General features: G+C 57.1%; 25 protein-coding genes. 7 read left to right on the plus strand and 18 right to left on the minus strand.

The annotated features are described in order from the left end of the window. The first annotated feature begins 8 nt into the window (after positions 1–8). Entirely contained in the window at positions 9–2,153 is a 2,145-nt protein-coding gene (gene pta / locus CKQ53_RS16915; protein ID WP_094117408.1) for a phosphate acetyltransferase, read from the plus strand. A 173-nt stretch (positions 2,154–2,326) separates the two neighbouring features. Here the strand turns inward: pta and yfcD are convergent, their stop codons facing one another. Continuing rightward, the gene (gene yfcD, locus CKQ53_RS16920; RefSeq protein ID WP_094117407.1) at positions 2,327–2,938 is read right to left on the minus strand and encodes an NUDIX hydrolase YfcD; all 612 of its coding nucleotides are present in this window, start codon (positions 2,936–2,938) and stop codon (positions 2,327–2,329) included. Between the two features lie 195 nt (positions 2,939–3,133). Further along, positions 3,134–3,685 carry a phosphodiesterase gene (gene yfcE, locus CKQ53_RS16925; RefSeq protein WP_094117406.1) on the minus strand — a complete coding sequence of 184 codons (552 nt, stop codon included), beginning with the start codon at positions 3,683–3,685 and terminating at the stop codon, positions 3,134–3,136. A 254-nt stretch (positions 3,686–3,939) separates the two neighbouring features. Between yfcE and CKQ53_RS16930 the strand changes: the two genes are divergently transcribed. Further along, positions 3,940–4,845: a TIGR01777 family oxidoreductase gene (locus CKQ53_RS16930; protein ID WP_094117405.1), complete on the plus strand. Its 906-nt coding sequence runs from the start codon at positions 3,940–3,942 to the stop codon at positions 4,843–4,845. A 21-nt stretch (positions 4,846–4,866) separates the two neighbouring features. Here CKQ53_RS16930 and hisP read toward each other — a convergent pair whose 3' ends face one another. The 14 genes from hisP to pdxB form a co-directional block, all read right to left on the minus strand. Beyond that, positions 4,867–5,640, minus strand: a complete 774-nt coding sequence (hisP, locus tag CKQ53_RS16935; RefSeq protein WP_094117404.1) for a histidine ABC transporter ATP-binding protein HisP — start codon at positions 5,638–5,640, stop codon at positions 4,867–4,869. Between the two features lie 16 nt (positions 5,641–5,656). After that, complete coding sequence (locus CKQ53_RS16940; RefSeq protein WP_085652065.1) at positions 5,657–6,373, minus strand: ABC transporter permease; 717 nt, start codon at positions 6,371–6,373, stop codon at positions 5,657–5,659. After that, a complete protein-coding gene (locus CKQ53_RS16945; protein WP_085652066.1) occupies positions 6,366–7,055 on the minus strand; it encodes a histidine ABC transporter permease HisQ in 690 nt (229 codons plus the stop codon). Before CKQ53_RS16945 ends, CKQ53_RS16940 begins: the two co-directional genes overlap by 8 nt. Before the next feature lie 69 nt (positions 7,056–7,124). After that, entirely contained in the window at positions 7,125–7,904 is a 780-nt protein-coding gene (locus CKQ53_RS16950; RefSeq protein ID WP_085652067.1) for a lysine/arginine/ornithine ABC transporter substrate-binding protein, read from the minus strand. 378 nt (positions 7,905–8,282) lie between these two features. Then, complete coding sequence (locus CKQ53_RS16955; RefSeq protein ID WP_085652068.1) at positions 8,283–8,855, minus strand: UbiX family flavin prenyltransferase; 573 nt, start codon at positions 8,853–8,855, stop codon at positions 8,283–8,285. Positions 8,856–8,993: 138 nt separating this feature from the next. Beyond that, on the minus strand, positions 8,994–10,511 hold the full coding sequence (gene purF / locus CKQ53_RS16960; protein ID WP_085652069.1) for an amidophosphoribosyltransferase: 1,518 nt from the start codon (positions 10,509–10,511) through the stop codon (positions 8,994–8,996). A gap of 30 nt (positions 10,512–10,541) precedes the next feature. After that, a complete protein-coding gene (gene cvpA, locus CKQ53_RS16965; protein ID WP_094117403.1) occupies positions 10,542–11,033 on the minus strand; it encodes a colicin V production protein in 492 nt (163 codons plus the stop codon). Positions 11,034–11,273: 240 nt separating this feature from the next. Continuing rightward, entirely contained in the window at positions 11,274–11,996 is a 723-nt protein-coding gene (dedD, locus tag CKQ53_RS16970; protein WP_094117402.1) for a cell division protein DedD, read from the minus strand. Beyond that, the gene (gene folC, locus CKQ53_RS16975) at positions 11,986–13,254 is read right to left on the minus strand and encodes a bifunctional tetrahydrofolate synthase/dihydrofolate synthase (RefSeq protein WP_094117401.1); all 1,269 of its coding nucleotides are present in this window, start codon (positions 13,252–13,254) and stop codon (positions 11,986–11,988) included. Before folC ends, dedD begins: the two co-directional genes overlap by 11 nt. Positions 13,255–13,335: 81 nt before the next feature. Next, positions 13,336–14,250 carry an acetyl-CoA carboxylase, carboxyltransferase subunit beta gene (gene accD / locus CKQ53_RS16980; RefSeq protein ID WP_085652073.1) on the minus strand — a complete coding sequence of 305 codons (915 nt, stop codon included), beginning with the start codon at positions 14,248–14,250 and terminating at the stop codon, positions 13,336–13,338. Positions 14,251–14,479: 229 nt separating this feature from the next. Continuing rightward, positions 14,480–15,142 carry a DedA family protein gene (locus tag CKQ53_RS16985; protein ID WP_085652096.1) on the minus strand — a complete coding sequence of 221 codons (663 nt, stop codon included), beginning with the start codon at positions 15,140–15,142 and terminating at the stop codon, positions 14,480–14,482. A 46-nt stretch (positions 15,143–15,188) separates the two neighbouring features. Then, positions 15,189–16,013 (minus strand): tRNA pseudouridine(38-40) synthase TruA, encoded by an 825-nt coding sequence (gene truA, locus CKQ53_RS16990; RefSeq protein ID WP_094117400.1) that lies wholly within the window; start codon positions 16,011–16,013, stop codon positions 15,189–15,191. Between the two features lie 2 nt (positions 16,014–16,015). After that, positions 16,016–17,026 carry an aspartate-semialdehyde dehydrogenase gene (locus CKQ53_RS16995; protein WP_085652075.1) on the minus strand — a complete coding sequence of 337 codons (1,011 nt, stop codon included), beginning with the start codon at positions 17,024–17,026 and terminating at the stop codon, positions 16,016–16,018. Between the two features lie 87 nt (positions 17,027–17,113). Next, entirely contained in the window at positions 17,114–18,250 is a 1,137-nt protein-coding gene (pdxB, locus tag CKQ53_RS17000; RefSeq protein ID WP_094117399.1) for a 4-phosphoerythronate dehydrogenase PdxB, read from the minus strand. A 246-nt stretch (positions 18,251–18,496) separates the two neighbouring features. Between pdxB and flk the strand changes: the two genes are divergently transcribed. Further along, the gene (gene flk, locus CKQ53_RS17005) at positions 18,497–19,615 is read left to right on the plus strand and encodes a flagella biosynthesis regulator Flk (RefSeq protein ID WP_118895215.1); all 1,119 of its coding nucleotides are present in this window, start codon (positions 18,497–18,499) and stop codon (positions 19,613–19,615) included. A 146-nt stretch (positions 19,616–19,761) separates the two neighbouring features. Here flk and fabB read toward each other — a convergent pair whose 3' ends face one another. After that, entirely contained in the window at positions 19,762–20,982 is a 1,221-nt protein-coding gene (gene fabB, locus CKQ53_RS17010) for a beta-ketoacyl-ACP synthase I (RefSeq protein WP_085652078.1), read from the minus strand. Positions 20,983–21,144: 162 nt separating this feature from the next. Between fabB and mnmC the strand changes: the two genes are divergently transcribed. The 4 genes from mnmC to CKQ53_RS17030 all read left to right on the plus strand — a co-directional run bounded on the left by mnmC (position 21,145) and on the right by CKQ53_RS17030 (position 25,278). Continuing rightward, positions 21,145–23,163, plus strand: a complete 2,019-nt coding sequence (mnmC, locus tag CKQ53_RS17015; protein WP_118895218.1) for a bifunctional tRNA (5-methylaminomethyl-2-thiouridine)(34)-methyltransferase MnmC2/FAD-dependent 5-carboxymethylaminomethyl-2-thiouridine(34) oxidoreductase MnmC1 — start codon at positions 21,145–21,147, stop codon at positions 23,161–23,163. Between the two features lie 78 nt (positions 23,164–23,241). Further along, on the plus strand, positions 23,242–24,078 hold the full coding sequence (locus CKQ53_RS17020; protein ID WP_094117398.1) for a helix-turn-helix transcriptional regulator: 837 nt from the start codon (positions 23,242–23,244) through the stop codon (positions 24,076–24,078). A 175-nt stretch (positions 24,079–24,253) separates the two neighbouring features. Next, entirely contained in the window at positions 24,254–24,964 is a 711-nt protein-coding gene (locus tag CKQ53_RS17025; protein WP_094117397.1) for an AzlC family ABC transporter permease, read from the plus strand. Continuing rightward, positions 24,961–25,278: an AzlD domain-containing protein gene (locus CKQ53_RS17030; RefSeq protein WP_085652082.1), complete on the plus strand. Its 318-nt coding sequence runs from the start codon at positions 24,961–24,963 to the stop codon at positions 25,276–25,278. The genes CKQ53_RS17025 and CKQ53_RS17030 overlap by 4 nt, the downstream gene beginning before the upstream one ends. Before the next feature lie 51 nt (positions 25,279–25,329). Here CKQ53_RS17030 and CKQ53_RS17035 read toward each other — a convergent pair whose 3' ends face one another. Further along, positions 25,330–25,611 (minus strand): YfcL family protein, encoded by a 282-nt coding sequence (locus CKQ53_RS17035; RefSeq protein ID WP_026739958.1) that lies wholly within the window; start codon positions 25,609–25,611, stop codon positions 25,330–25,332. Positions 25,612–25,638 lie beyond the last annotated feature (27 nt).

A 25,638-nucleotide genomic window follows, 5' to 3' on the forward strand; every position in this document is an offset into this window, starting at 1 on the left:
GTTAAGCCGTGTCCCGTACAATCATGTTGATTCCTACTGGCACCAGTGTGGGTCTGACCAGCGTCAGCCTGGGTGTCATTCGTTCCATGGAGCAGAAAGGCGTCCGCCTGAGCTTGTTCAAACCTATCGCCCAGCCGCGTTCTGAAGAACAGGTGCTGGATCAGACCACCGCGATCATCCGCGCCAATTCTGCAATCAATGCCGCAGAACCGCTGCAGATGAGCCACGTGGAATCGCTGCTGAGCTCCAACCAGCAGGACGTTCTGCTGGAAGAGATCATCGCCCGCTACCACGAAAACACCCAAGATGCCGACGTGGTACTGGTAGAAGGTCTGGTTCCTACCCGTAAGCATCAGTTCGCCAACGCGCTGAACTATGAAATTGCCAAAACGCTGAATGCGGAAATCGTGTTCGTCACCGCGCTGGGCAACGATTCTGCGGATCAGCTGAAAGAGCGCATCGAACTGGCTCGCTCCAGCTTCGGCGGCAGCAAAAATCAGAACATCACCGGCGTCATCATCAACAAGCTGAACGCACCGGTGGACGAACAAGGCCGTACTCGCCCGGATCTGTCGGAAATCTTCGATGACTCCAACAAGGCAAGCGTCGCCAATATCGATCCTAAGCAGCTGTTCGCCAACAGCCCGCTGCCGGTACTGGGCTGCATTCCGTGGAGCTTTGACCTGATCGCCACTCGCGCAGTGGATATGGCCAAACATCTGAACGCCCGCGTGATCAATGCTGGCGATATCGAAACGCGCCGCATTAAATCCGTGACCTTCTGCGCACGTAGCATTCCTAACATGCTGGAGCACTTCCGTCCGGGTTCCCTGCTGGTGACTTCAGCAGACCGTCCTGACGTTCTGGTTGCTGCTAGCCTGGCGGCAATGAACGGCGTGGAAATCGGCGCCCTGCTGCTGACCGGCGGCTACGAAATGGACCCGAGCATCAGCGCCCTGTGCGAACGCGCATTCCAGACTGGCCTGCCTGTCTTCATGGTAGAGACCAATACCTGGCAGACCTCGCTGACGCTGCAGAGCTTCAGCCTGGAAGTGCCTGCCGACGACCACCAGCGTGTGGAAAAAGTACAGGAATATATCGCCCGCTACATCAACACCGAGTGGATCGAGTCTCTGTCTGCCGCCTCTGAAGGCTCTCGCCGCCTGTCTCCGCCAGCCTTCCGTTACCAGTTGACCGAACTGGCGCGTAAAGCCGGTAAACGCATTGTTCTGCCGGAAGGCGACGAGCCGCGTACCATCAAAGCGGCGGCCATTTGTGCCGAACGCGGTATCGCTCACTGCGTCCTGCTGGGTAATCCGGAAGAGATCCAGCGCGTCGCCGCCGTTCAGGGCGTAGAGCTGGGTCAGGGCATCGAAATCGTTGATCCGGTCGCCGTTCGCGAACGCTATGTACCGCGTCTGGTCGAACTGCGTAAAAACAAAGGCATGACCGAAGTCGTCGCCCGCGAACAGCTGGAAGACAACGTCGTACTGGGTACGCTGATGCTGGAGCAGAACGAAGTTGACGGTCTGGTTTCCGGTGCGGTTCACACCACAGCCAACACCATCCGTCCGCCGCTGCAGCTGATCAAAACGGCGCCGGGCAGCTCTCTGGTGTCTTCCGTGTTCTTCATGCTGCTGCCGGAACAGGTTCTGGTTTATGGCGACTGCGCCATCAACCCGGATCCGACCGCTGAACAGCTGGCAGAAATCGCCATCCAGTCCGCCGATTCCGCCGCTGCGTTTGGCGTCGATCCGCGTGTTGCGATGATCTCCTACTCCACCGGTAATTCCGGCGCAGGCAGCGACGTTGAAAAAGTCCGTGACGCGACCCGTATCGCTCAGGAAAAACGTCCTGATCTGATCATCGACGGCCCGTTGCAGTATGACGCCGCCATCATGGCTGACGTTGCGAAGTCCAAAGCGCCGAACTCACCGGTTGCCGGTCAGGCTACCGTGTTCATCTTCCCGGATCTGAACACCGGTAACACCACTTACAAAGCCGTACAGCGCTCCGCTGACCTGATTTCCATTGGGCCGATGCTGCAGGGTATGCGTAAGCCGGTGAACGACCTGTCTCGCGGCGCACTGGTTGACGATATCGTCTACACCGTCGCGCTGACCGCCATTCAGGCAACGCAGATCGCACAGTAAGCTAACGCGTTAACCACGCACAAAAACGCCAGTTCATTCCTGAACTGGCGTTTTTTTATTGCCCCGATCCTGATGTTGGCGCTCCGGCCTGCGAAGGTGTTTCAGTCGTGGCAATATGAAAGGGGCGAACTGCCCCCGTCATTCTTCCTGGAAGAAATATCCGCTGAGCGTGCTTATGCCTCGTCGGTCACTTCCGGCGCACCGTCGTCCGCCTTCGGCGTTTTATCGATCTGCGGTTTCGCCACGCGTGGTGCAGATGCCATACGTTCACCGGCCGTATTACGGCTGAGCCACAGCGACAGCGCCTTCAGCGAATCCGGCGTGAACTCGTCGCAACGCGCCGTAATCTCTTCCGGCGTCAACCAGCTGACTTCCGCCACTTCTTCTTCCTGAAGTGCAAACGGACCGTGGCTCACGCAGCTAAACAACGCGCCCCACACGCGGCAGTCGTCGCTTTCGTAGTAAAACAGACCATGCTCAGCCAGCGGGACGCCAGCAATGCCCAGTTCTTCTTCGGCTTCACGACGGGCAGACTCCAGCATATTTTCGCCGCTCTGCACCACGCCGCCAGCCGTGGCATCCAGCCACCCCGGATAAAAATCCTTGGTGTCCGTACGACGCTGAGCCAGCACTTGCCCCATCCCGTTATGAACCACGATGTAGGTCGCGCGATGGCGCAAACGTTGAGCGCGCATCTGCTGACGGCTAGCCTGCCCGATGACTTCGTTATCTTCGCTAACGATATCCACCCACTCTGTACCCGTGGTCTGAATTTGTTCCGCCATCCTCTGAAACCCTTGCCTTGACGCGATTTCACGCGCACTTGTTAATAAATAATCGGACCCGGCTGCGTTTCACGCGATCTAGTGATACGCGCATTATTTTTCTTACCGCCAGGCATGAAACCACGGTCTGGTCTCTACAGCACGCGAGCATAAGGTACTGACGACACCGCGACCTTCAAGAAGCGTAAAGCTAAATTAGTGTGTAATCGCCACCTGCGCAATAGGGGCACCCCCATCCAATGGCACAACCCGCAACAATCCCTCATCCAACAGACCGTAGCTGGCCGGGTAGCCGCCTTTGGGCAGGCTGACGGAACCGGGGTTGAAGCAGTAAATCTCGTCGCGTCGCTCCGCCACAGGAATATGCGTATGACCGTAAGCCAGCACATCGCCGGGATTTAACGGCGGTCGCTGGTCTGGATGATACAGATGACCGTGAGTCAGAAAGAGTCGATGTGTCGGCAACAGAACGTGTTGCCAGGGCGCAGTGATCGGGAAATTCAGCAGCATCTGGTCGACTTCGCTGTCGCAGTTGCCCCGTACGGCGATGATGCGGGACGCATACTCGTTAAGCCGTGCGGCCACCTGCGCCGGTTGATAGTTTTCCGGTAGCGGATTCCGCGGGCCGTGATTCAGAAAATCGCCCAGCAGAATCAACCAATGAGCATCAGATTGTTCGAAGGTGTCCAGCACTTTTTCCGTGGCGGCCAGCGAACCATGCAGGTCGGAGGCGAACATCAGTTTCATAGCGTACTCCCAAAGGATCGTAATCTGTCCTACGGTTGAGTTTACCAAAAACCCCCGCGATGCTGAGCGGCTAATAACGGCAAAGTTTGTCGGTTTACTCACTATTCAAGCGAAGAGGATTAAAAGCGTGCGATAAGCCTCGCTAAATCGCTGACAACGGCAGCAAAAAGAGCATGCTCCCTTATACTTACTCTCAGATTCTCTTTTGTAGGTTACGGCGATGACCTCATTTCGACAGACAGCGAGGCTTCAGAATGCGACTTTTAATCACCGGTGGAACCGGGCTCATTGGCCGGTACCTGATTCAGCGGCTACTCACGCTCTCACATACGATTACGGTGCTGACTCGCAGCCCGGAAAAAGCGCGCCGCGCGTTAGGCGATCAGGTGAATTACTGGCCTAGTCTGGAAGGGAAAACGTCCTTGGATGAATTCGATGCCGTCATCAATCTGGCCGGTGCGCCGATTGCCGACAAGCGTTGGACGTCCGAACAGAAAGAGCTGCTCTGCCAAAGCCGCTGGAAGCTGACCGAACAGTTGGCGACGCTGATCAAGAACAGTTCGACACCGCCTTCAGTGCTGATTTCCGGTTCAGCCGTCGGGTATTACGGCAATCAGGGACAGGCGCTGGTGACCGAAGATGAAACGCCACACGATGAATTTACCCACCGCCTGTGCGCCCGCTGGGAAGCATTGGCTCAGGCAGCGGAAAGCGACAAAACGCGCGTTTGTCTGGTCCGTACGGGTATCGTGCTGTCCACCGAGGGCGGCGCGCTGGCAAAAATGCTGCCGATTTTTCGATTGGGATTGGGCGGACCAATGGGGTCAGGCAAGCAGTACATGGCCTGGATTCATATTGACGATATGGTGAACGGGATTCTTTACTTGCTGGACTCGCCCGGACTACGCGGTCCCTTCAACTTCTGTTCGCCCTACCCGGCACGCAACGAGAAGTTCAGCGCGATATTGGCCAACGTGCTGCATCGGCCCGGCATCCTGCGCGCCCCCGCCTTCGCGTTGAAGCTGATGATGGGAGAAGCGGCGACGCTGATCCTCGACGGACAACGCGCAGTTCCCCAACGGCTGGAAGACGCCGGCTTCGGTTTTCGCTTCTTCGAACTGGATGAGGCGCTCGATAATCTGATTAACCATACCGGCTGAAGCGGCGATCTCCGAACGCGGCTACTTCAACGCGCCTGACAGAAACTGCTTCAGGCGCGGACTCTGCGGGTTACCGAACAGCTGCTCCGGCGTCCCCTCTTCTTCCACCACGCCCTGATGCAGAAAAATGACGTGGTTTGAAACATGGCGAGCGAACTCCATTTCATGCGTCACCACCACCATCGTTTTTCCTTCTTCCGCCAGCTGCTGCATGATGCGCAGCACCTCGCCCACCAGTTCCGGGTCCAGCGCCGAGGTGGGTTCATCAAACAGCAGCACGTCCGGCTCCATCGCCAACGCACGGGCAATCGACACGCGCTGTTGCTGTCCGCCGGAGAGGTCAGCGGGATAGCGATCCTGCGACGCGCCGGTGATCCCGACTTTATTCAGGTAAAACTCGGCCCGTTGTCGCGCCTCGGTCTTGCTCAACCCCAACACCTGTACCGGCGCTTCCATGACATTTTCCCGCGCAGTCATGAAGCTCCACAGGTTGAAATGCTGGAACACCATGGTTAAGCGCGTCCGCAACAGCTGGAGCTGTTTCTTATCAAATATTTTTAGCTGCCCGTCTTTATCGCGCACCATCCGGATTTCCTGTCCATTGACATGAATGGCCCCCTCATAGGGTCGCTCCAGAAAATTGATGCAACGTAATAACGTACTTTTACCCGACCCTGATGAACCAATAATTGAAATAACGTCACCCGCCCTGGCCTGTAATGAGACTCCCTTCAGTACTTCGTGCTCTCCATAACGCTTATGGAGCTCTGTCACCACCAGCTTGGTGTCCTGCATGTTCTTTTCCTGCATTTTAGTGTGTAGCACGGGTATTAAGATGACGTAACCAACGACGCTCGGCTTTACGGAACAGGCCGATGAGCACGAACGAAATCGCGAGATACATCACGGCCGCGATGCCAAAGGCATAAAACGGCTGATAGGTGGCGGCGTTGATGTCGCGAGCGATTTTCAAAATATCCGGCACCGTCACAGTGAACGCCAGCGCCGTCGAGTGCAGCATCAAAATCACTTCGTTGCTGTACGCCGGCAGCGCGATACGCAGCGCGCCGGGCAAAATGATGCAGCGATACTGCTTGAAACGGGAAAAGCCGTAGGCCCGCGCCGCTTCGAGTTCCCCGCTGGGGATCGCGCGGATGGCACCGGCAAAAATCTCAGTGGTATAGGCGCAGGTATTTAGCGCCAGCGCCAGCACGGCGCAGTTCATTCCACTGCGGAAAAAAGCGTTCAACATGTCCGTGCCGCGAACGATTTCCAGACTGTAAACCCCGGTGTAGAACACCAGCAGCTGCACATACAGCGGCGTACCGCGAAAAAGGTAGGTAAACGTCCAGACCGGCAGACGAAAACGCCGCCGAGGCGAGACGCGCGCCACCGCCAGCGGAATGGCCAGGACGCCGCCGATCACGACCGAGATAATCAGTAGCCACAGCGTCATCGCCAGCCCGGTCATACGATAGCCGTCGCTCCACAGCAGGGACTGCCAATATTGTTGCAGGATCTCACTCATAGCTGACTTTTTTCACTCCCTGCGAATAGCGTCGCTCTAACCACCACAACACGCCATTGGAGACAGTGGTAAAAATCAGGTACATCGCTCCGGCGACCATCGCGAAATAGAACGGCTCATGCGTGCCCTTCCCCGCCAGTTGCGTCGCTTTGATGACATCGTTCAGTCCCAACAGGGAAACGAGCGCCGTCGCTTTCAAAATCACCTGCCAGTTGTTGCCAATTCCCGGTAGCGCAAAACGCATCATCGAGGGGAACATAATGCGTCGGAAGACCTGTAGCGGCGTGAAGCCGAAAGCGATGGCCGCCTCAATCTGCCCGCGTGAAACGGCGAGATAAGCGCCGCGAAACGTCTCGGTAAAATATGCGCCATAGATAAAGCCCAGCGTAATGATGCCCGCCGCCATCGGATCGATATCGATTTGCGACATGCCCAATATTTCCGTCACATCGTTCAGCACAATCTGTAAGCCATAGAAAATCAGCAGCATCAGCACTAAATCGGGGATGCCGCGAATCAAGGTGGTATAGCCGGTGAAAACGCCGGACAGCAACCGGCTGGAAGACAGTTTGGCGCTGGCGCCGATCAGACCGATCGCCAGTGACAATAGCAACGAGCAGACGGCCAGTTGCAGCGTCAGGCGTGAACCCTCAATAATGAGTTCAGAGTAGCCATGCAGCATCAGTGATATCCGTTCTAGAGAGAGCAGAACGACTGCCCGCATCGCGGGCAGTCGCCATATCCATAGCGATTAGTCGCCGTAGACATTGAAATCGAAATATTTTTTCGCCAGTTTGTCGTAGGTACCGTCTTTGCGCATGGAATCGAAAGCCTTGTCCAACGCGGCTTTCAGCTCAGTTTCATCTTTACGCAACCCCATGCCGGTGCCCACGCCGAACAACGCATTATCTTTCACTGCCGGTCCGGCAAACGCGTAGTCTTTGCCCGCGTCCTGTTTCAGGAAACCTTCGCTCGCCGCGACTTCATCCTGGAAAGCGGCATCGATACGCCCCGCCACCAGATCGGCATAGATCAGATCCTGGTTTTGATAGGCGACGATATCCACGCCCTTCGGCTGCCAATGGATGTTGGCGTAAGACTCCTGGGTGGACGCTTGCAAAACGCCGACGCGTTTACCGCGCAGAGCATCCAGCGTAGGCTGAATTGCAGACCCTTTAGGCGCGATCAGACGCGCATTGGCGGCATACAGTTTTTGGGTGAATGCGATTTCCTGCAGACGTTTTTGCGTGATAGAGAGTGAAGAGATGATGGCGTCAATTTTCTTCGCCTTCAGCGAAGGGATCAGCGAATCGAAGTCGCTCTCAACGAACGTACACTGGGTTTCCATACGCTTACACATCTCTTTAGCCAGATCGATGTCGAAACCAATCAGTTCGCCGCTGGCGTTTTTGGATTCAAACGGCGCGTAGGTCGGGTCCGTACCAATTTTGATCTCTTTCGGGACGGCCGCGAAGGCGGTGCCTGCCGCTAAAATTAACGCCAAAGGTAGAAATTTCAATCCGCTTTTCATCGAGTTACCCTTATCACGAGTGATGGAACAGCGACACGAGCGATTAGATTTAAATGCTTTTTTAATCGCTAACGCTATCGTGCCTGTCATGTGTGTAGTTACGGACTTTACCGCTGCAGTTTTCATGCCACTTTATTGAGAAGGGTCAAGCGCAAGTAACAGAGCAACACACGCGGTTTTCTACCCATAGAATCAATTGATTACCACGGGCATATCGGCAGAGCGAACAGAGAAAAGGTAGGGAGGGTAATAATTCGCACCATGACAAAGCAGATGACCGCACCGAAAAAGAGCAATGCCACATAATAAGGCACGAATACAATGAAGGTCTGTTCGAGAAAAACCCGCGCCTTGTGTTTTTTATAGTTTAAAATCAATCTATTGTGTACTACCCCAGCGGGTAAACAGATCTTCGGGCAGAGAGATATCGAATTGGTCGAGCACGCGATTGACGGTCTGATCGATGATTTCTTGCACAGTTTGCGGGCGGTGATAAAACGCAGGCACCGGCGGCATCATAATCGCGCCCATTTCGGCTGCCGTCGTCATCAAGCGCAGGTGGCCCACATGCATCGGCGTTTCCCGTACGCACAGCACCAAAGGACGCCGCTCTTTCAACATGACGTCTGCCGCGCGGGTCAGCAGGCTGTCGGTATAGCTGTGCGCAATGCCGGACAGCGTTTTAATCGAGCATGGCAAAATCACCATACCGGTGGTTTTAAAAGAACCGGAGGAGATACTGGCGGCGATGTCACGGCAATCATGCACGACATCCGCCAGAGATTGAACGTCGCGCACGCTGAGATCGGTTTCCAGGGCCAGCGTCTGTCGCGCGGCCGGGCTCATCACCAAATGGGTTTCAATCTCGGGTAACGGCTGCAGCACCTGTAACAGGCGTACGCCGTAAACCACCCCGCTGGCGCCGGAAATACCAATAATCAGTCGCTTCATACCTTTCCTCAGACAGGACAACCCTGCAAAAACATCGTCAGCGCAGACTGTGCCGTATCCATCCATGATTGGCAAGATGCAAAAATAAAGGGAGCACCGATAGGCACTCCCTTACTGGAGAACACGTAGACCCTTCCATCAGCCTTCGTTGTGCATCTCCAGATCTTCGACTTCACTCTTGCTGCGCAGCACCTGAGCGTCGTCATTGCGCAGACCTTCAAGATAGTCCAGATAGCCCTGATCCACATCATGCGTGACATAAATGCCGTTGAAAACAGAGCATTCGAACTGGGTAATATCCGGATTGTCGTCCCGCACGGCCTCGACCAGATCGGACAGATCCTGGAAAATCAGAGCGTCCGCACCGATAAGCTGGCAAATTTCATCCACTTCGCGACCGTGGGCAATCAGTTCGTTCACGCTCGGCATATCGATACCATAGACGTTCGGGAAGCGAATTTCCGGGGCGGCGGAGGCGAGGTATACGCGCTTCGCGCCAGCATCCCTTGCCATCTCGACAATCTGTTGAGACGTGGTTCCGCGTACGATGGAATCATCCACCAACAGCACATTTTTATCACGGAATTCCGCGCGGTTGGCGTTCAGCTTACGGCGCACAGATTTAATCCGCGTCTGCTGACCCGGCATGATGAAGGTCCGGCCAACGTAGCGGTTTTTCACAAACCCCTGACGGTAAGGCTTATCGATAATGCGGGCAATTTCCAGCGCGATATCGCAGGAAGTTTCCGGGATAGGAATCACCACGTCGATATCTAAATCTTCCCAGCACCGTGCAATTTTCTCGCCCAGTTTCTGCCCCATCCGCACACGAGCGCTGTAGACCGAAATTTTGTCGATGAACGAGTCGGGGCGCGCGAAATAGACGTACTCGAACAGGCACGGATGATGCTTGGGATTTTCCGCGCACTGACGAGTGAACAGCTGGCCTTTGTCCGTGATGTAAATCGCCTCGCCCGGCGCGACATCTCGCAGGAACTCAAAGCCTAGCGTGTCCAGCGCCACGCTTTCGGACGCCACCATATATTCGTTGCGTCCGTCTTCCAGCGTGCGCTTGCCGATGACCAGCGGACGAATACCGTTAGGATCGCGGAAGGCCACCAATCCGTGCCCGATAATCATGCTGACGCAGGCATAGGCGCCGCGGATTTGCTGATGCATCGCGGCAACGGCGGCGAAAATGTTGTCAGGCTCCAGCGGATAGTGCTGAAAGCGGTCCAGTTCTTTAGCGAAAATATTGAGCAGAATTTCTGAATCAGACGTCGTGTTGACGTGCCGACGGCCCTGTTCGAACAGCTTCTGACGCAGCTCGTGCGCGTTGGTCAGGTTGCCGTTATGGGCCAGGGTAATTCCGAAAGGAGAGTTGACGTAAAAAGGCTGCGCTTCAGACGCGCTGGAACTGCCCGCCGTGGGATAACGCACATGGCCAAGCCCCATATTCCCCTGCAGGCGTTGCATGTGCCGTGCTTCAAAAACGTCTTTGACCAGACCGTTCGCCTTACGCAGGCGGAAACAGTGATGAGCATCTATCGTAACGATGCCTGCGGCATCCTGCCCACGGTGTTGTAACACCGTTAACGCGTCATAAATCGACTGGTTGACCGGCGTGAAGCCGGCGATACCGACAATACCGCACATGTTGTCTTTTCCTCATCAGCGCTACCGCGACTAGAGGTGCCGCGGCAAGAAACTCGACGTGCTTTGCAGGTAGTCAAAGAACCACCTGATGATATAGCTGAACTGCGGGATCAACTGGGATTGCTTCCAGTCGGCGCTCTGGGAAAACCCGGTGAAGGTGTCCAGAAAGAACAAGATCGCAGAGACAATCAAAACCCCGCGCAAGGCGCCAAAGCAAACGCCCAACACACGATCGGTGCCCGACAGCCCGGTTCGCTCAACCAGAGAGCCCATCGCATAATTGACGATGGCTCCCACAATCAACGTCGCAATAAACAGAATGGCGATAGCGATGCCGTTGCGAACCAGTTCATCTTCAAAGCGGGTGAAGTATCCCGCCAGATAGCCATAGTAGTGACTGGCAATGAAAAACGCACATCCCCAGGTAACCAGCGACAGCGCTTCACGGACAAATCCTCGAATCAAACTGACCAGAGCCGAGAACCCGATAATGCCGATAATGACGTAATCCACCCAAACCATGAACTATCCTACTCAATGAACAATAACCATCGACATGCGCGGCTCATCCTGTTCGCGGCGCATTCTAACAGAAAAAGAAAACGTTTGCGTACCGGAATTCCGCCCTATCTTCGCCAATCAATCAGCCAACGAAAAAACCACTGACGGGCCATGAAGATACCGCAGCAGGCAAGGCGACGGCGACCGGTTTTATCCGCAACGCTGTCTGCCAGCCCGGCATCCTCATGACGTCGTCCCGCGCTAATGCGCCGCTTTGACCTGCCCGCTCAGCCCGCTGATCTGCTGCAGTTCGCCAAGCGAAGACTGTAGCTTCTGCTTCGAGGCGTCCGGTCCTACATAAATCCTCGTGATCTGCCCGGACACGGGTGAAGACGGCACCGTGTAAGCCCGGAATCCGGAGAGTCTCAGCTTGGCGACGATTTCATTGACCTTGTCCGCATTTTTCAATGCGCCTAACTGCACGACGAAAGCCTGTCCCGCCGGAGCCTGCGGCGCGGCAGCCGGTTTATTCTCTACCGGTTTCGGCACAGGTTTAACCTCGGGCTTCGGCTTGGCTTCTGGTTTCACTTCCGGCTTGGGTTTCGGCTCGGATTTTACCGGAGGCGGAATGACCGGTGTGGCAGAGGGCGCGGAAGGCCGCGTCGCGGCAGGCGGAGCCGCGTTTTGAGGCGCTACGGTATCAGGCGCGCTATTCGCCGCACGATCGGCGCTCTCCATCTCCTCGCCGCTATCATCCGCATCAGGCATCGTCGTGCTGTCCGGCGACTGGGCCGTCAGGGACTGCGTGATAGGCGGTAGCGACTCCGCTTCCAGCGTATCTTCCGGCTTCGGCACCAGAGGAATAGCGGCAAACTCGTCCTGATAATGTTTTTTCTTACCGTCCAGCAGGCCCGGCAGCACGATCACGCCCAGCGCGACCAAAATGACGGTGCCGACCAGACGATTTTGAAATTTACTCGCCATCCGCCGCTCCTTCTTCAAGCGCGGACATCACATGCGCTACGGTGTGAAAGGAGCCGCAAACCACGACCACGTCGTGCTCATCGGCGTCCTGCATCGCCTCTCGCCAGGCGGAGACGACATCAGGATACGAACGGCTGCCCTCAAGATGCTGAGCGAGCAGATCCACGCTAGCGCCGCGCGGGCCTTCCAGCGGCGCGCAATACCACACATCCACCAGCGGTTTAAGCTGCTCCAGCGTGCTGGCGATATCTTTGTCGGACAGCATTCCGACCACGGCTCTTACGGCACCGTGCGGAGGCAACGCCGCCAAACGTTCGGACAAATAGGCCGCCGCATGAGGGTTGTGCGCCACATCCAAAATCAGCAACGGCTTATCGCCGGCAATCTGGAAGCGCCCCGGTAAGGTGGCGTCTCGCAGGCCGGTACGCAGTGCGTTCTCATCAACATTTAACGGCGATGCGTTCAATGCGGCAAGCGCCGTCGCGGCGTTTGGCTGCGGTACATTCGGTAAAGGCAGGCGGCTCAGACGTCCCTGCGCGTTTTCCCAGAACCAACCGCCTTCTTCCATCCCGTACCGCCAGTCGACATCGCGACGCAGCAGCTGCGCGCCTTTCTCATTCGCGACGTTCGCAATCGAGACGGGCATGTCCGGTTCGCCGACGACGGCTGGTTTGCCGTGACGAAAGATCCCGGCTTTTTCACGGCCGATGCTTTCGCGATCATGGCCGAGCCAGTCAGTATGATCGATAGCGATGCTGGTCACGACAGCGACGTCCGAGTCCACAATATTGGTCGCATCCAGACGACCGCCTAAGCCGACCTCCAGGATCACGACATCCAGCTGCGCCTGCTTGAAAAGCTGCAACGCCGCCAGCGTGCCGTACTCGAAATAGGTCAAAGAGACGTTATCGCGCCCAGCTTCAACGACGGCAAACGCCTCGCTGTGCATGGCTTCCGGCAATTCTTCGCCCTGAATGCGAACGCGCTCGGTGTAGCGCAGTAGATGAGGCGAGCTGTAGACGCCCACCCGCAGCCCAGCGGCTAACAGAATGGACTCCAGCGTACGGCAAGTTGTGCCTTTGCCGTTAGTGCCTGCGACGGTGAAGACAGTATTGGCGGGCTGGCGAAGTTGAAGAGAGTCGGCCACCTGTTTGATGCGGTCCAGGCCAAGGTCGATGGCCTGCGCGTGCAGGTGTTCCAGATAATAAAGCCACGTGGCCAAAGGCGACGTGGCTTTAGGTGTTTGAAGATTATCCATGAGACCCGCTCGCTTACTTACGGTTCATTGATACAGGGAGCGACGGAGCACGTCGCAACCGTGCTCCCCGTACATCATCGGTTAGGCTTCATCCTGTGATTCAGACGAAGCGGTCGGCCGCGGCTCTTCCACTTCAGGCTGCGGTTCCGGGTGGTTCGTCAGCTTGGCGAGGATCGTCGCCAGCTTGTAACGCATATCAGGGCGACGAATAATCATATCGATCGCGCCTTTTTCCACCAGAAACTCGCTGCGCTGGAAGCCTGGCGGCAGTTTCTCACGCACCGTCTGTTCGATAACACGCGGACCAGCGAAGCCGATCAGCGCTTTAGGCTCGGCGATATTCAGATCGCCCAGCATCGCCAGACTGGCGGAGACGCCCCCCATGGTCGGGTCCGTCATCACGGAGATGTAAGGCAGGCCGCGCTCGCGCATTTTGGCCAGTGCCGCACTGGTTTTCGCCATCTGCATCAGCGACATCAGCGCTTCCTGCATACGGGCGCCGCCGCTGGCGGAGAAGCAGACCAGCGGGCAGTTGTCTTCCAGCGCTTGCTCTACCGCACGCACAAAGCGCGCGCCGACCACAGACGCCATCGAGCCTCCCATAAAGGAGAATTCGAAAGCCGCGCCCACGACAGGCATGCCGTGGAGCGTGCCTTTCATGACGACCATGGCATCTTTCTCGCCGGACTGCTTCTGTGCCGCAGCCAAACGATCTTTATACTTTTTGGAGTCCCGGAACTTCAGGACGTCCTTGGGTTCCAGTTCACTACCGAGTTCAACCGTATTTTCTGTATCCAGAAAAGCGTGAAGACGCGCACGCGCGGATAGACGCATATGATGGTCGCACTTCGGACAGACTTCCAGATTACGTTCCAACTCGGCGCGGTAAAGTACCTGACCGCAACTATCACATTTAGTCCAGACGCCTTCAGGAATGTTGGCCCGACGGGTCGGTGTGATATGACTTTTATTTAGAATTCGTTCAATCCAGCTCATTGATAACCTTTCTGCTTGAACCTGGCCACAGGCCAGTACGCTGCTCAGCGTTTATTATGTTCTGCTGACGCAGCCGACAAAGCGATGCCTTATCCGCCAAGGGCGGGATACGACATGGGCATTTATAGCGGTTCACGTGAACATAGCCGTAAGTGCCGCCCATTAAACCATAATGACCCGATACTGTGGATAAAAAACTGGTCACACCGAATGTTAAAATAATTTTTACTTATTTCACATTCTGACGCGAAGCCGACCGTTTGTGACGCCAAAACTCAATCACGCCCGGCAGGATGGAAATAAAGATAATACCCACAATCAGGAGTTTAAGATTGTCCTGCACAATCGGCAAATCCCCAAACAGGTAGCCGGCGTAGGTGAACAGCAGCACCCACAGCAGTGCGCCTGCGACGTTGAAGAGGGCAAAATGTCGATAGCTCATGTGCCCCATCCCCGCCACAAACGGCGCGAATGTTCTCACAATCGGCACGAACCGCGCCAGAATAATTGTTTTCCCGCCGTGACGGCCGTAAAACTCGTGGGTCTTGTCCAAATAGCTGCGACGGAAGATCCGAGAGTGGGGATTACGGAACAATCGTTCACCGAACAGCCGTCCGATGGTGTAATTGACTGCATCGCCCAGAATGGCCGCGATAACCATCAGCACCACCATCAGATGCACATCCAGCACGCTGCCCGGCAACGCTGCCAGCGCCCCCGCGACGAACAGCAGCGAGTCGCCGGGAAGAAACGGTGTCACCACCAGACCCGTTTCACAGAACAAAATCAAAAACAGGATCGCATAAATCCAAACGCCGTATTGCGCGACCAGCTCGGCCAGGTGCACATCGATATGCAGAATAAAATCAATAATAAAGTGTATAAATTCCATTATGTTACCCATCATCAGACCGTGCAGTTCGGCGAACGGCAGCGAATCAATCATCAAGTAAAAACAGCGGTCCCATCGGGACGGACGGCAGCCCGAACGACTCGGGATAATCCACGTCCACCAGATACAATCCCTCAGCCTTAGCCGTCGCAGCGGCCAGCTTACGATCTTTGGCCGCCAGCAGCTCCGCCATCCAGCTTTCAGGCCGATTTCCACACCCGATTTCCATCAGGCTGCCCACAATATTGCGCACCATATGGTGCACGAAGGCATTGGCCTTGATATCTACCACAATGTAAGCGCCGTGCCGCACAACCTTTAAATGTTTTACATTTCGCCACGGCGTACGCGACTGGCACTGCACCGCCCGGAAAGAGGTAAAGTCATTCTCCCCCAGCAAACACTGCCCCGCTCGCTCCATGCGCTCAGCGTCGAGCGGATGATAAAAGTGCGTCATACCGTGCGACAAAATGGCCGGGCGATAGCGGTGATTGTAAATCAGATAGCGATAGCGTCGGGCGGTGGCGCTGAAACGGGCATGGAATTCCTCATCCACCGTCTTCACCCAACGCACCGCGATATCCGGCGGCAGATGGGTATTGACGCCCATGGTCCAGGCCGCGTCTTTCCGTACGGCGTGCGTGGTGAAATGCACCACCTGACCGGTGGCATGCACCCCGGCATCGGTCCGTCCCGCGCAGAACACGGTGATCGGCTCATCAGCGACCTGAGACAGCGCGGCTTCCAGACATTGCTGGACGCTGTCGACCTCTGCCTGACGCTGGTAGCCGTAATAACGGCTGCCGTCATATTCAATTCCGAGGGCAATTTTCAGCGGCGCCACGTCTTCCGCAACCTGCAACACTGTCATGATTACCCCAGATGCTCCTGAATCAGGAGTTCGGCGGTTTCAACGGCCATCAACGCGCCGCCAAAGCGCACGTTATCCGCCACTGACCAGAACTGCAGCAGCTCCGGCATGCCATAATCGTTGCGCAGGCAGCCCACGCTGAGCTGTACGTTGCCGGAAGCGTCATCGACCTGCGTCGGGTAGTCTTCGTCATCGCTGATTGAAACATCTTCCGACTGTTGCAGCTCCTCGCGGGCTTCTTCCGCGGAGAGCGGACGCATGCCTTCCATATGCACCACCTGCGCATGACCGTAGAAGACCGGCGACTGGACACAGTTGACCGCAATCGGCAGCCCGTCGTCCTGCAGGACTTTACGCACCTGATCGACCAGACGACGCTCTTGCATCACACTGCCTTCGCTATCCGGCAGCAGCGGCAACAGGTTGAACGCCAGCTGTTTCGGGAACATCCCGGCTTCCGGCGGCATGCCGTTTAGCAGACGGGCGCTCTGTCCGGCCAGATCGTCGACCGCCGCTTTACCGCGCGCGGAAACCGACAGCAGGTTGGTGACGTGCAGACGAGAAAGTCCGGCCTGTTCCGTCAATGGCTTTACCGCTCTCAGCAGTTGGCTGGTCAGACTATCGGCCACGGCCACGAGGTTGCGATTGCGATAATCCGCCAACACGTGGGAGTTCACACCCGGAACAACCAGAGGGACATCCGGTTCTTGCGCGAACAAGCCGCTGCTGTCGATCACCAGACAGCCAGAGTTACCCGCTTCGTCCGCATAGCGGGCGCTCGCCTCGGTGCCTGCGACGAAAAACGCCAGCTGCGCCTGCGACCAGTCGAATTCCTCCGCGTTCGTCACCAGACAAGAGCGGCCGTTGAAACGAAGGGTTTCCCCCGCGCTATGCTCACTCGCCAGCGGATAGATTTCTCCCACTGGAAATTCACGTTCCTGCAATAGCTCCAGCAACGCGGTGCCGACGGCGCCAGTTGCGCCTAGCAGCGCTATATTCCAGCCATTGGTCATTTGGTTCTTCTCCCCAAATTTTTCATAACACAGGCCAGGCGACAGCAACATCGCCCGGACAAAAAGGTTTATTCACGAATAGAGCGATCAGTTATCGCCCTGAAAAACGGCGCTGAAGCCCAGTTGGTTGAGCAGCTCGACGCTGTCGCGATCGGCGCAGATCACCTGAAGCGACGACCATTCGCGGCGCTCCTGATAGGTTTTACGCAGACGATCGAACCCGCCGCTGATGTGGGCGACGCCGCGCAGCATCGCATCATCGCGACGCACGTCGTAAACCAGATGAACCAGACGTTTGAGCAGCGATTGATCCAGCGGTTGAGTCAGCGTAACGGAAGTCACTTCGGGCGTGGGCAGCAGCGAAGACAGCGCCACCTGCTGCGGCTGGCCGATAAAGCGGCTCCAGGCTTCAAAAACCTGCGTCGTGCCGCGCGCTTTGCCTTCCAGCGTGTACCCGGCAATATGTGACGTGCCGATGTCCACCCGGTCCAGCAGCGCTGTCGATAGCTCGGGTTCCGGCTCCCAGACATCCAGGACCACGCTGAGCGATTTTCCACGCGCCAACGCCTCAAGCAGTGCCGCATTGTCGACGACCGGTCCACGACAGGCGTTGATCAGAATGGTGCCTTCCGCCAGCGTATCCAGCAGATCCGCATCCACGCTGTGATAGGTTTGGTAAGGACCGTCTTTATACAGCGGCGTGTGAAACGTCAGCACGTCGGCCTGAGCCGCGACCTCTTCGAGTGAGAGGAAGTTCTCCTGATCACCACGATCGGCGCGCGGCGGATCGCACAGCAACGTACGGACGCCCCATGCTTTAAGGCGCGCGTTGAGACGTGCCCCCACATTGCCCACGCCGATAATGCCGACGGTGCGGTCGCGTAACGAGAAACCATCCCGCTCAGCCAGTCCCAGCAGAGCGGAAAAGACATACTCGACGACGGCAATCGCGTTGCAACCCGGCGCGGCGGAGAACGCAATGCCCGCCTGCTGTAAGAAAGTTTCGTCGACATGGTCGGTGCCCGCCGTCGCCGAACCGACGAACTTCACCGATTTTCCCGTCAGTAAGTCGGCATTGACCTTGGTGACCGAACGCACCATCAGCGCATCGGCATCATCCAATGCGGCGAGCGGCAGAGGTCGTCCCGGCACGGCAGTGACGTCGCCCAAGCGGCTGAATAGCTCGCGGGCATAGGGCATATTTTCATCAACAAGGATTTTCACGTTACGTTTCCTGAAAGGCGTGTGGCGTCGGACGCACAGCGGCGGCGAAAACAGGGGCGTTATTCTGCCACAAACCGACGAGGGGGAACACCGGCGAATCGCCCGGCTTGTTGCGCCGCGTTACAGAAATTTTACGTCAAACGCCCTGCCCGACTACCCGTTACGGATCGGGGTTGTTATCATAACGTTCAACTATTCTTTCTGTTATCCCACTTCGAACAGAAACCGCACGGTAAGGATCGTGTTATGCAGCCCGTGAACAGCCCCGGCACGTCTTTGCCAGGCGACCGCAACATTGATACCACGCCGCTGAAAACCGGCGGTACGGCGCGCGAAGACGCACCGTTGACGCCTGCGCAGCGCACATCGCTGGAGCGGCTTATCACGAAGATCATGTCGTTAAGTTCGCTGAAATCGGCCGAAATCTGGGCCGGTATGCGTCACGACATCGGTCTGAAAAGCGGTGCCGAGATTCTGTCCGGTCATTTTCCCACAGCTGAGCAGGCGCTGCAAAGCCGGCTAACCTCTGTGCAGAATACGTTAGGCACGCGCCAACTGTTGCAGCAACTCACCGAATTGCTGCCGCAGGGCAACAACCGTCAGGCGGTGAGCGACTTTATCCGCCAGCAGTTCGGCCACACCGTGCTGAGTTCACTGAGCGGCAGTCAGCTACAGCAGGTTGTCACGCTGTTGCAGAACGGTCAGTTGCCGCAGCCGAGCGCCTCGTTGCCGCCCGGCACATTTCCCCCGTCGGCCCAGCCTTCTCCCACCGAGCCGCAACCCGGCGCGCTGCCGCAAACCAGCGCGCCGCTGGATCGTCGCCTGCTGCCCGCCGAGCAAAACAGCCTGAATCAGCTGATTACCCGACTGACGACGCTGACCGGCGAATCCCCCGCGAAGGTGTTGCTGGCGCTGATGGATGTCCAGGGGCTGAAGCCTAATGACGCGATCCCCGCTAAAAACTTCCCGTTGCTGAGCCAACTGCTGCAAACGCAGGTCGCCATGATGCAGAACCACACGTCGCCGACGCTGGCGGCGCTGCAACCGGCGCTCAAACAGCCGATGGATGCACAGGAACAGCAGATGGTGCAGGATTATGCGCAGTCTCGTTTCAATGCCGGGATGCAGACGCCGTTGACGCCGATGCAGATTGCCGATGTCGTCACGTTTCTCTACAGCAAACGGCTTCAGCAGCTACAGGAAAAAGAGACGGCGACGGCTGGTTCCGCGTCAGCGCCGATGCCTATCTACGGCCCCTTTATCTCAGCCCTGCCCCCCGAACTGCGGCCACTCTTCAGCCGTCCGCGCGGCGTACTGATTCTGTGCGCAGTGTGTGTGATCGTTTTGCTGTGGATACTGATGTAGGCCCGCGGTTAGCGGTTAGCGGTTAGCGGTTAGCGGTTAGCGGTTAGCGGTTAGCGGTTAGCGGTAGAAAAGCGGATGGCCGTGCGTCAATCAATCAGGCGAGATAAAAATAACCGGGGCTGGGAGCCCCGGTTTGCGTAGTGCGCTTACTGCTTGAGTTTGCTCATGACCAGAACGGCGTTGGTGCCGCCGAAACCGAAACCGTTGGACATCACGGTGTTCAGCTCACGTTCGGTCGGTTCAGTGATGATGTTCATCCCTTCACCCTGCTCGTCCAGCGTTTCGATGTTGATGCTCGGCGCGATGAAGTTATGCTCCAGCATCAGCAGCGTATAGATAGCTTCCTGTACGCCCGCAGCCCCCAAAGAGTGACCCGTCATCGCTTTGGTTGCGGAGATAGCCGGCGTGTCGTTGCCGAACACTTCGCGGATCGCGCCCAGTTCCTTCACATCGCCGACCGGCGTTGAAGTTCCGTGGGTGTTGATGTAATCGATCGGCCCTTCGATATCCTGCATAGCGATTTTCATGCAGCGTACTGCGCCTTCGCCAGACGGAGCAACCATGTCGGCGCCATCGGACGTTGCACCGTAGCCCACGACTTCAGCATAGATGTGAGCGCCACGCGCCAGCGCGTGTTCCAGCTCTTCCACAACAACCATACCGCCGCCGCCAGCAATGACGAAACCATCACGGTTCGCATCATAGGTACGAGAGGCTTTTTCCGGCGTGTCGTTGTATTTGGTGGACAGTGCGCCCATCGCATCAAACTCGCAGGACAGCTCCCAGCTCAGCTCTTCGCCGCCACCGGCAAACACGATGTCCTGTTTACCCATCTGAATCTGCTCAACGGCATTACCGATACAGTGTGCGGAAGTCGCACACGCTGAGCTAATGGAGTAGTTGATACCGTGGATCTTGAACGGTGTGGCCAGACAGGCGGAAACGCCAGAGCCCATCGCTTTGGTGACCACGTACGGACCCACAGCTTTCACGCCGCGCGGGCTACGCATTGCATCGGCACCCAGTACCTGATAGTGCGGGGAACCACCGCCGGAACCGGCGATCAGACCCACACGCGGGTTGTTCTGATAAACTTCTTCGGACAAACCCGCATCCTTCACCGCCTGCTCCATGGAGAGGTAGGCATAAATGGCAGCATCATTCATGAAACGCACGATCTTACGGTCGATCAGGCCAGTCGTGTCCAGTTTAACGTTGCCCCAGACGTGACTACGCATGCCGGCATCTTTCATCTCTTGAGAAAAAGTGATTCCTGAACGGCCCTCACGCAGAGATGCAAGAACTTCCTCTTGGTTATTACCTATGCTAGATACGATCCCAAGACCTGTAATCACTGCACGTTTCATTCAATACCTCATTCGTTTGTATAAGCATTTAGGATACTGCGAAGCACTTTAGCTTACACTTGTAAGCTGAACAAGTCCGATCTGCCTAACTTTGCACAAATTTGCACACTGAGGGGCTGACCGTTAAACTTCCGCCACCACCTGAATTATGAGTGAGTTGCTGTGATTACGCCCGCCATCCGAACCGCTTCGCTAAGCTGGAACTCTCAGGGTACACCTGTTTCGCTACAGTTTGACGACGTCTATTTTTCCAACCAGGATGGGCTCGCGGAAACCCGCTATGTCTTTCTACAGGGCAATCACTTACCCGCACGTTTTGCACAAACTTCACGCGCGACTTTCACCGTAGCGGAAAGCGGATTCGGTACCGGACTGAATTTCTTGACCTTATGGCAAGCGTTCGCCGATTTCCGCCGTGAGCAGCCCGACGCCACCTTGCAACGTCTGCACTACATCAGTTTTGAAAAGTACCCCCTGCAGGTAGGCGATCTGGCGGCCGCGCATGCCCAGTGGCCCGAACTGGCCGCGTTCGCCGACGAACTGCGACAACACTGGCCGACGATGTCCCCCGGCTGCCATCGGCTGATACTGGCTGACGGTCACATCACGCTCGATCTGTGGTTCGGCGATATCAATGACCTGTTGCCCCAGCTCGATGAGAGCATCAATCATCAGGTCGACGCCTGGTTTCTGGACGGTTTCGCCCCCTCGAAAAACCCGGACATGTGGACCGCCAACCTGTTCAACGCGATGGCGCGGTTGTCCCGTCCCGGCGGCACCTTCGCCACCTTCACCGCAGCGGGCTTTGTCCGTCGAGGATTGCAGGAAGCTGGGTTCAATGTCTGTAAAGTCAAAGGATTCGGCCACAAGCGCGAAATGCTGAGCGGAGATCTACCAGAAGCCATCCCCGTTACCGAATCCGCGCCCTGGTATCATCGTCCTGCCGCCACACAGCCACAGGAAGTCGCCATCATCGGCGGCGGTATCGCCAGCCTGTTGACGGCGTTGGCGCTGCAACGGCGTGGCTCCAAAGTCACCTTGTATTGCGCCGATGAACAGGTGGGACAAGGCGCTTCCGGCAACCGACAAGGCGCGCTCTATCCGCTGCTCAATGATAAGCACGATGCGCTGTCGCGTTTTTTCGCCAGCGCGTTCGGCTATGCCCGACGCACCTACGATGCACTGGCGGCTCAGGGCGTAGACTTCGAACACCAGTGGTGCGGCGTCAGCCAGTTAGCGTTTGACGATAAAAGCGCGCGCAAAATCGACCGAATTCTCGCCGGGCAATGGCCTGATGAACTGGTGCATACAGCCAGCGCGCAGACGCTGACTCAGGCCTGCGGCGTCCCGCTTGTTCATCGCGGCATTACGTATCCGTCAGGGGGATGGTTGTGCCCGGCCGAGCTGACCGCCGCCGCGTTGGTGCTGGCGATCCGCCAGGGTATGCAGGTCCGTTTAAACACGACCGTCACCGAGCTCACGTCGTCCCCTGACGGCTGGCGTTTGACGCTGGATAGCGGAGACAACGCCCAGCATGCCACGGTCATTCTGGCGAACGGACATCAGCTCAGCGACTGGTCACAGACGCGTCACCTCCCCACCTACGCCGTGCGGGGACAGGTGAGTCACGTGCCCGGCAACGCCCAACTGCGTCCTCTTAAACAGGTGCTATGCTACGATGGCTATCTGACGCCGATCAGCCCGCGACACCAGCAGCACTGCATCGGCGCCAGCTATCACCGAGGAGACTCCGGGACCGAGTATCGCGATGCGGATCAGCAGCAGAACCGCCAGCGGTTAATCGACTGTCTGCCGTCGCTGTCATGGCCGACGTCGATAGATGTCTCCGACGGCAACGCGCGATGCGGCGTACGCAGCGCGTTGCGCGATCACCTGCCGCTGGTCGGCGCCGTCCCTGACTATGAGCAGACGCTGGCCCAGTATCAGACGCTCCCTCAGCAGCTGGCGGCGGCGCACGTTCCGGCGCAGGCCCCGGTTCACCCTAACCTGTTTATTCTCGGCGGTCTTGGGTCCCGCGGTCTCTGTTCCGCCCCGTTGGCGGCGGAGGTGCTGGCTGCCCAAATGTACGGAGAACCGTTGCCGCTGGACAGCGCTACGCTGGCCGCCCTGAACCCAAACCGATTCTGGGTCAGAAAGCTGTTGAAGCGTCGCCCGGTGTGATCAGCGGATAACCAGTCCCTATTAAGGCGGGCATAACAGCAATTTCGTTCTACTTTTTACCGTATTGGGAGCGCAGAGATGGGACAGCAGGCACCGCAGGAACACACTAACTTTAGCCATCACCCCACCTTGGGCGGGCTGGACATGCTGCAAGCTCGCTATCACCACCAGCGTTTTTCCCGCCATTCGCACGAGAATTTCTGCATCGGCGTAATTGAGGAAGGCGCGCAGCGTTTCTACCGCACCGGTGGTGAACACGTCGCGCCCAAGGGCGATATCATTCTGGTCAACGCGGATGAAATCCATACGGGCTGCGCAGGCACCGCCGATGGCTGGTCCTATCGCGCCATCTACCCGTCGGTGGATATGCTGCGCGGCCTGTCGAGCACTATGCACGACCATCAAGGCGGCGCGCCCTGGTTTCCCCACGCGGTCGCCCACGATCCGGGCCTGTCTGAACAGCTGCGCATGGTCTTCTCGCTCCTGGCCGTCGAAGGCAATACCCTGTTAAAGGAAACCCTGCTCTGCTCGTCGCTGGTCTGGTTGATGATGCGTCATGGAAAAACGCAAACGGAAGTCCGTCCACTGACGAAAGCCGACCACGCCATCCGCGAAGTCAAAATGCTGCTGGATGACTGTCCGGAAGAAAACCTGTCGTTACTGGAGCTGGCGAACCGGGCCGGGCTTAGCCCGTGGCACTTCCTGCGACAGTTCAAAAACCTGGTCGGAATGCCGCCTCATGCCTATCTCGTGCAGTCCCGGCTGCGTAAGGCGACCACGCTGCTGCGTCAGGGAGCGACGCTCTCCGATGTTTCCGTCCGCTGCGGCTTTTCGGACCAAAGTCACTTTAATCGCCACTTTAAAAAAGCGCTGGGCGTAACGCCGGGGCAATTTGTACGCGCGATAACACGCTGAAAATAGCGTGACGATCCGCGGTCATTGAGATCCCTTCCCTCCCGCGAAAGATGACCCGTTCGGGGCATCGCATGCCGCTCGCCTGAACCGTTTTACGAGCGCAATTTTCTTCAATATTTGTTCGGGTGCCTGGGTTACCTTTTGGCGACCTATTACACCCACAAGGACATTTTGTATGAACGTGTCGGAAACCCTCCGCTCTCCCTGGCAGGGCACCGTTACGGGCTGCGTGGCCGTCTTACCGCTGTGTCTTGCGGTGGTCCCCTGGGGCATCCTCGCGGGGTCGATGGCGGTTCAGGCTGGGCTCACCTTCTGGCAAAGCGTCGGCATGTCGGCGGTAATCTTCGCCGGCGCGGCGCAATTGGTCACGCTGGGGCTACTGATGTCTGGGGCCAACGTGCTGACCATCGTCATGACCGTGTTTGTGATTACTCTGCAACACCTGATCTACGGGTTGACCCTCAGAGACGCCGTTTCTCGCCTCAGCAGCCGTTTCCGCATTCCCATTGGTTTTTTGCTGACGGATGAACTGTTTGCGCTTGCTGCCGGGAAAGATAATCGCAGCCGACTGTCGCCGGGGTATCTCATTGGCGCGGGGCTGACCTTTTATCTGTGCTGGGTGATGTGCAGTCTGTCTGGCATTTTACTGGCTTCCTCGATCCCCGATCTGGAGCGCTACCATCTCGATTTCTCGATTGTAGCGACCTTTATCACGATCATTGTTCCCATGGTAAAAAATATCGGAACGCTGTGCGGCGTCGCGTTTTCCCTGATCGCCGCGATGCTGTTGTCTTATTGGCAGGTTGAAGGCGCCGTCATTATCGGGGGTCTCGGCGGCATGCTGTGTTCTGTGGTGATCGAACGTCTGGGAGGCGCATCGTCATGAGTTGGTTCTTATTGTTTGTGCTGGCGGGCGTGGTGTTTTTCAATCGCTATCTGTTTCTCGACCCGCGCGTGCCGGTGAGGCTACCGCTGTGGATCCGCCAGGCGCTGCACTATTCCGCACCCTGTATGTTGACCGCGATATGCGGACCGGTACTCCTCATGCATCACGACGCGCTGCGACCGTTCCCGGATAATCCCTATCTGTGGGGCGCGCTGGGCTGCGTGATGATCGCGCTGTTGATTCGCAATGTGCTTTTGGCGGTTGCCTGCGGACTGACGTGGTTCTATGCGCTGTGTTTCTGGCTGGGCGTTTGAAGGTGCCGGTGCCGGAGCGATCCGGCACCGGTTAAAGGAAGGATCATTGCGTTACTGTTGGGAGGACGCCTGCTGGTAGAGACGATCCCACATCTGATTGACCAGAACCTGATCCGGCGGAGACAGTTCGCCGTTTTTGATGGCCTTGCGTACGCTGTCCTCAACACGGCTGCACAAGGCTTCTGCCGTATGCTCGCCGTTTTCCTCAGCTTCCGCGACCGCCAAGGTCAAATGACCGCGCAGATATCCCCCGGCAAAAAGCTCATCGTCGCTGGCGTGCTCCACCATGTCATCAATCAGCGCCAGGATGCGCGATTCAAATTCTGCGATCATTCATTGTCCTCGGTTGTTCAGTGTTGC

It is taken from the genome of Lonsdalea britannica (assembly GCF_003515985.1).
Classification (GTDB): Bacteria; Pseudomonadota; Gammaproteobacteria; order Enterobacterales; family Enterobacteriaceae; genus Lonsdalea; species Lonsdalea britannica.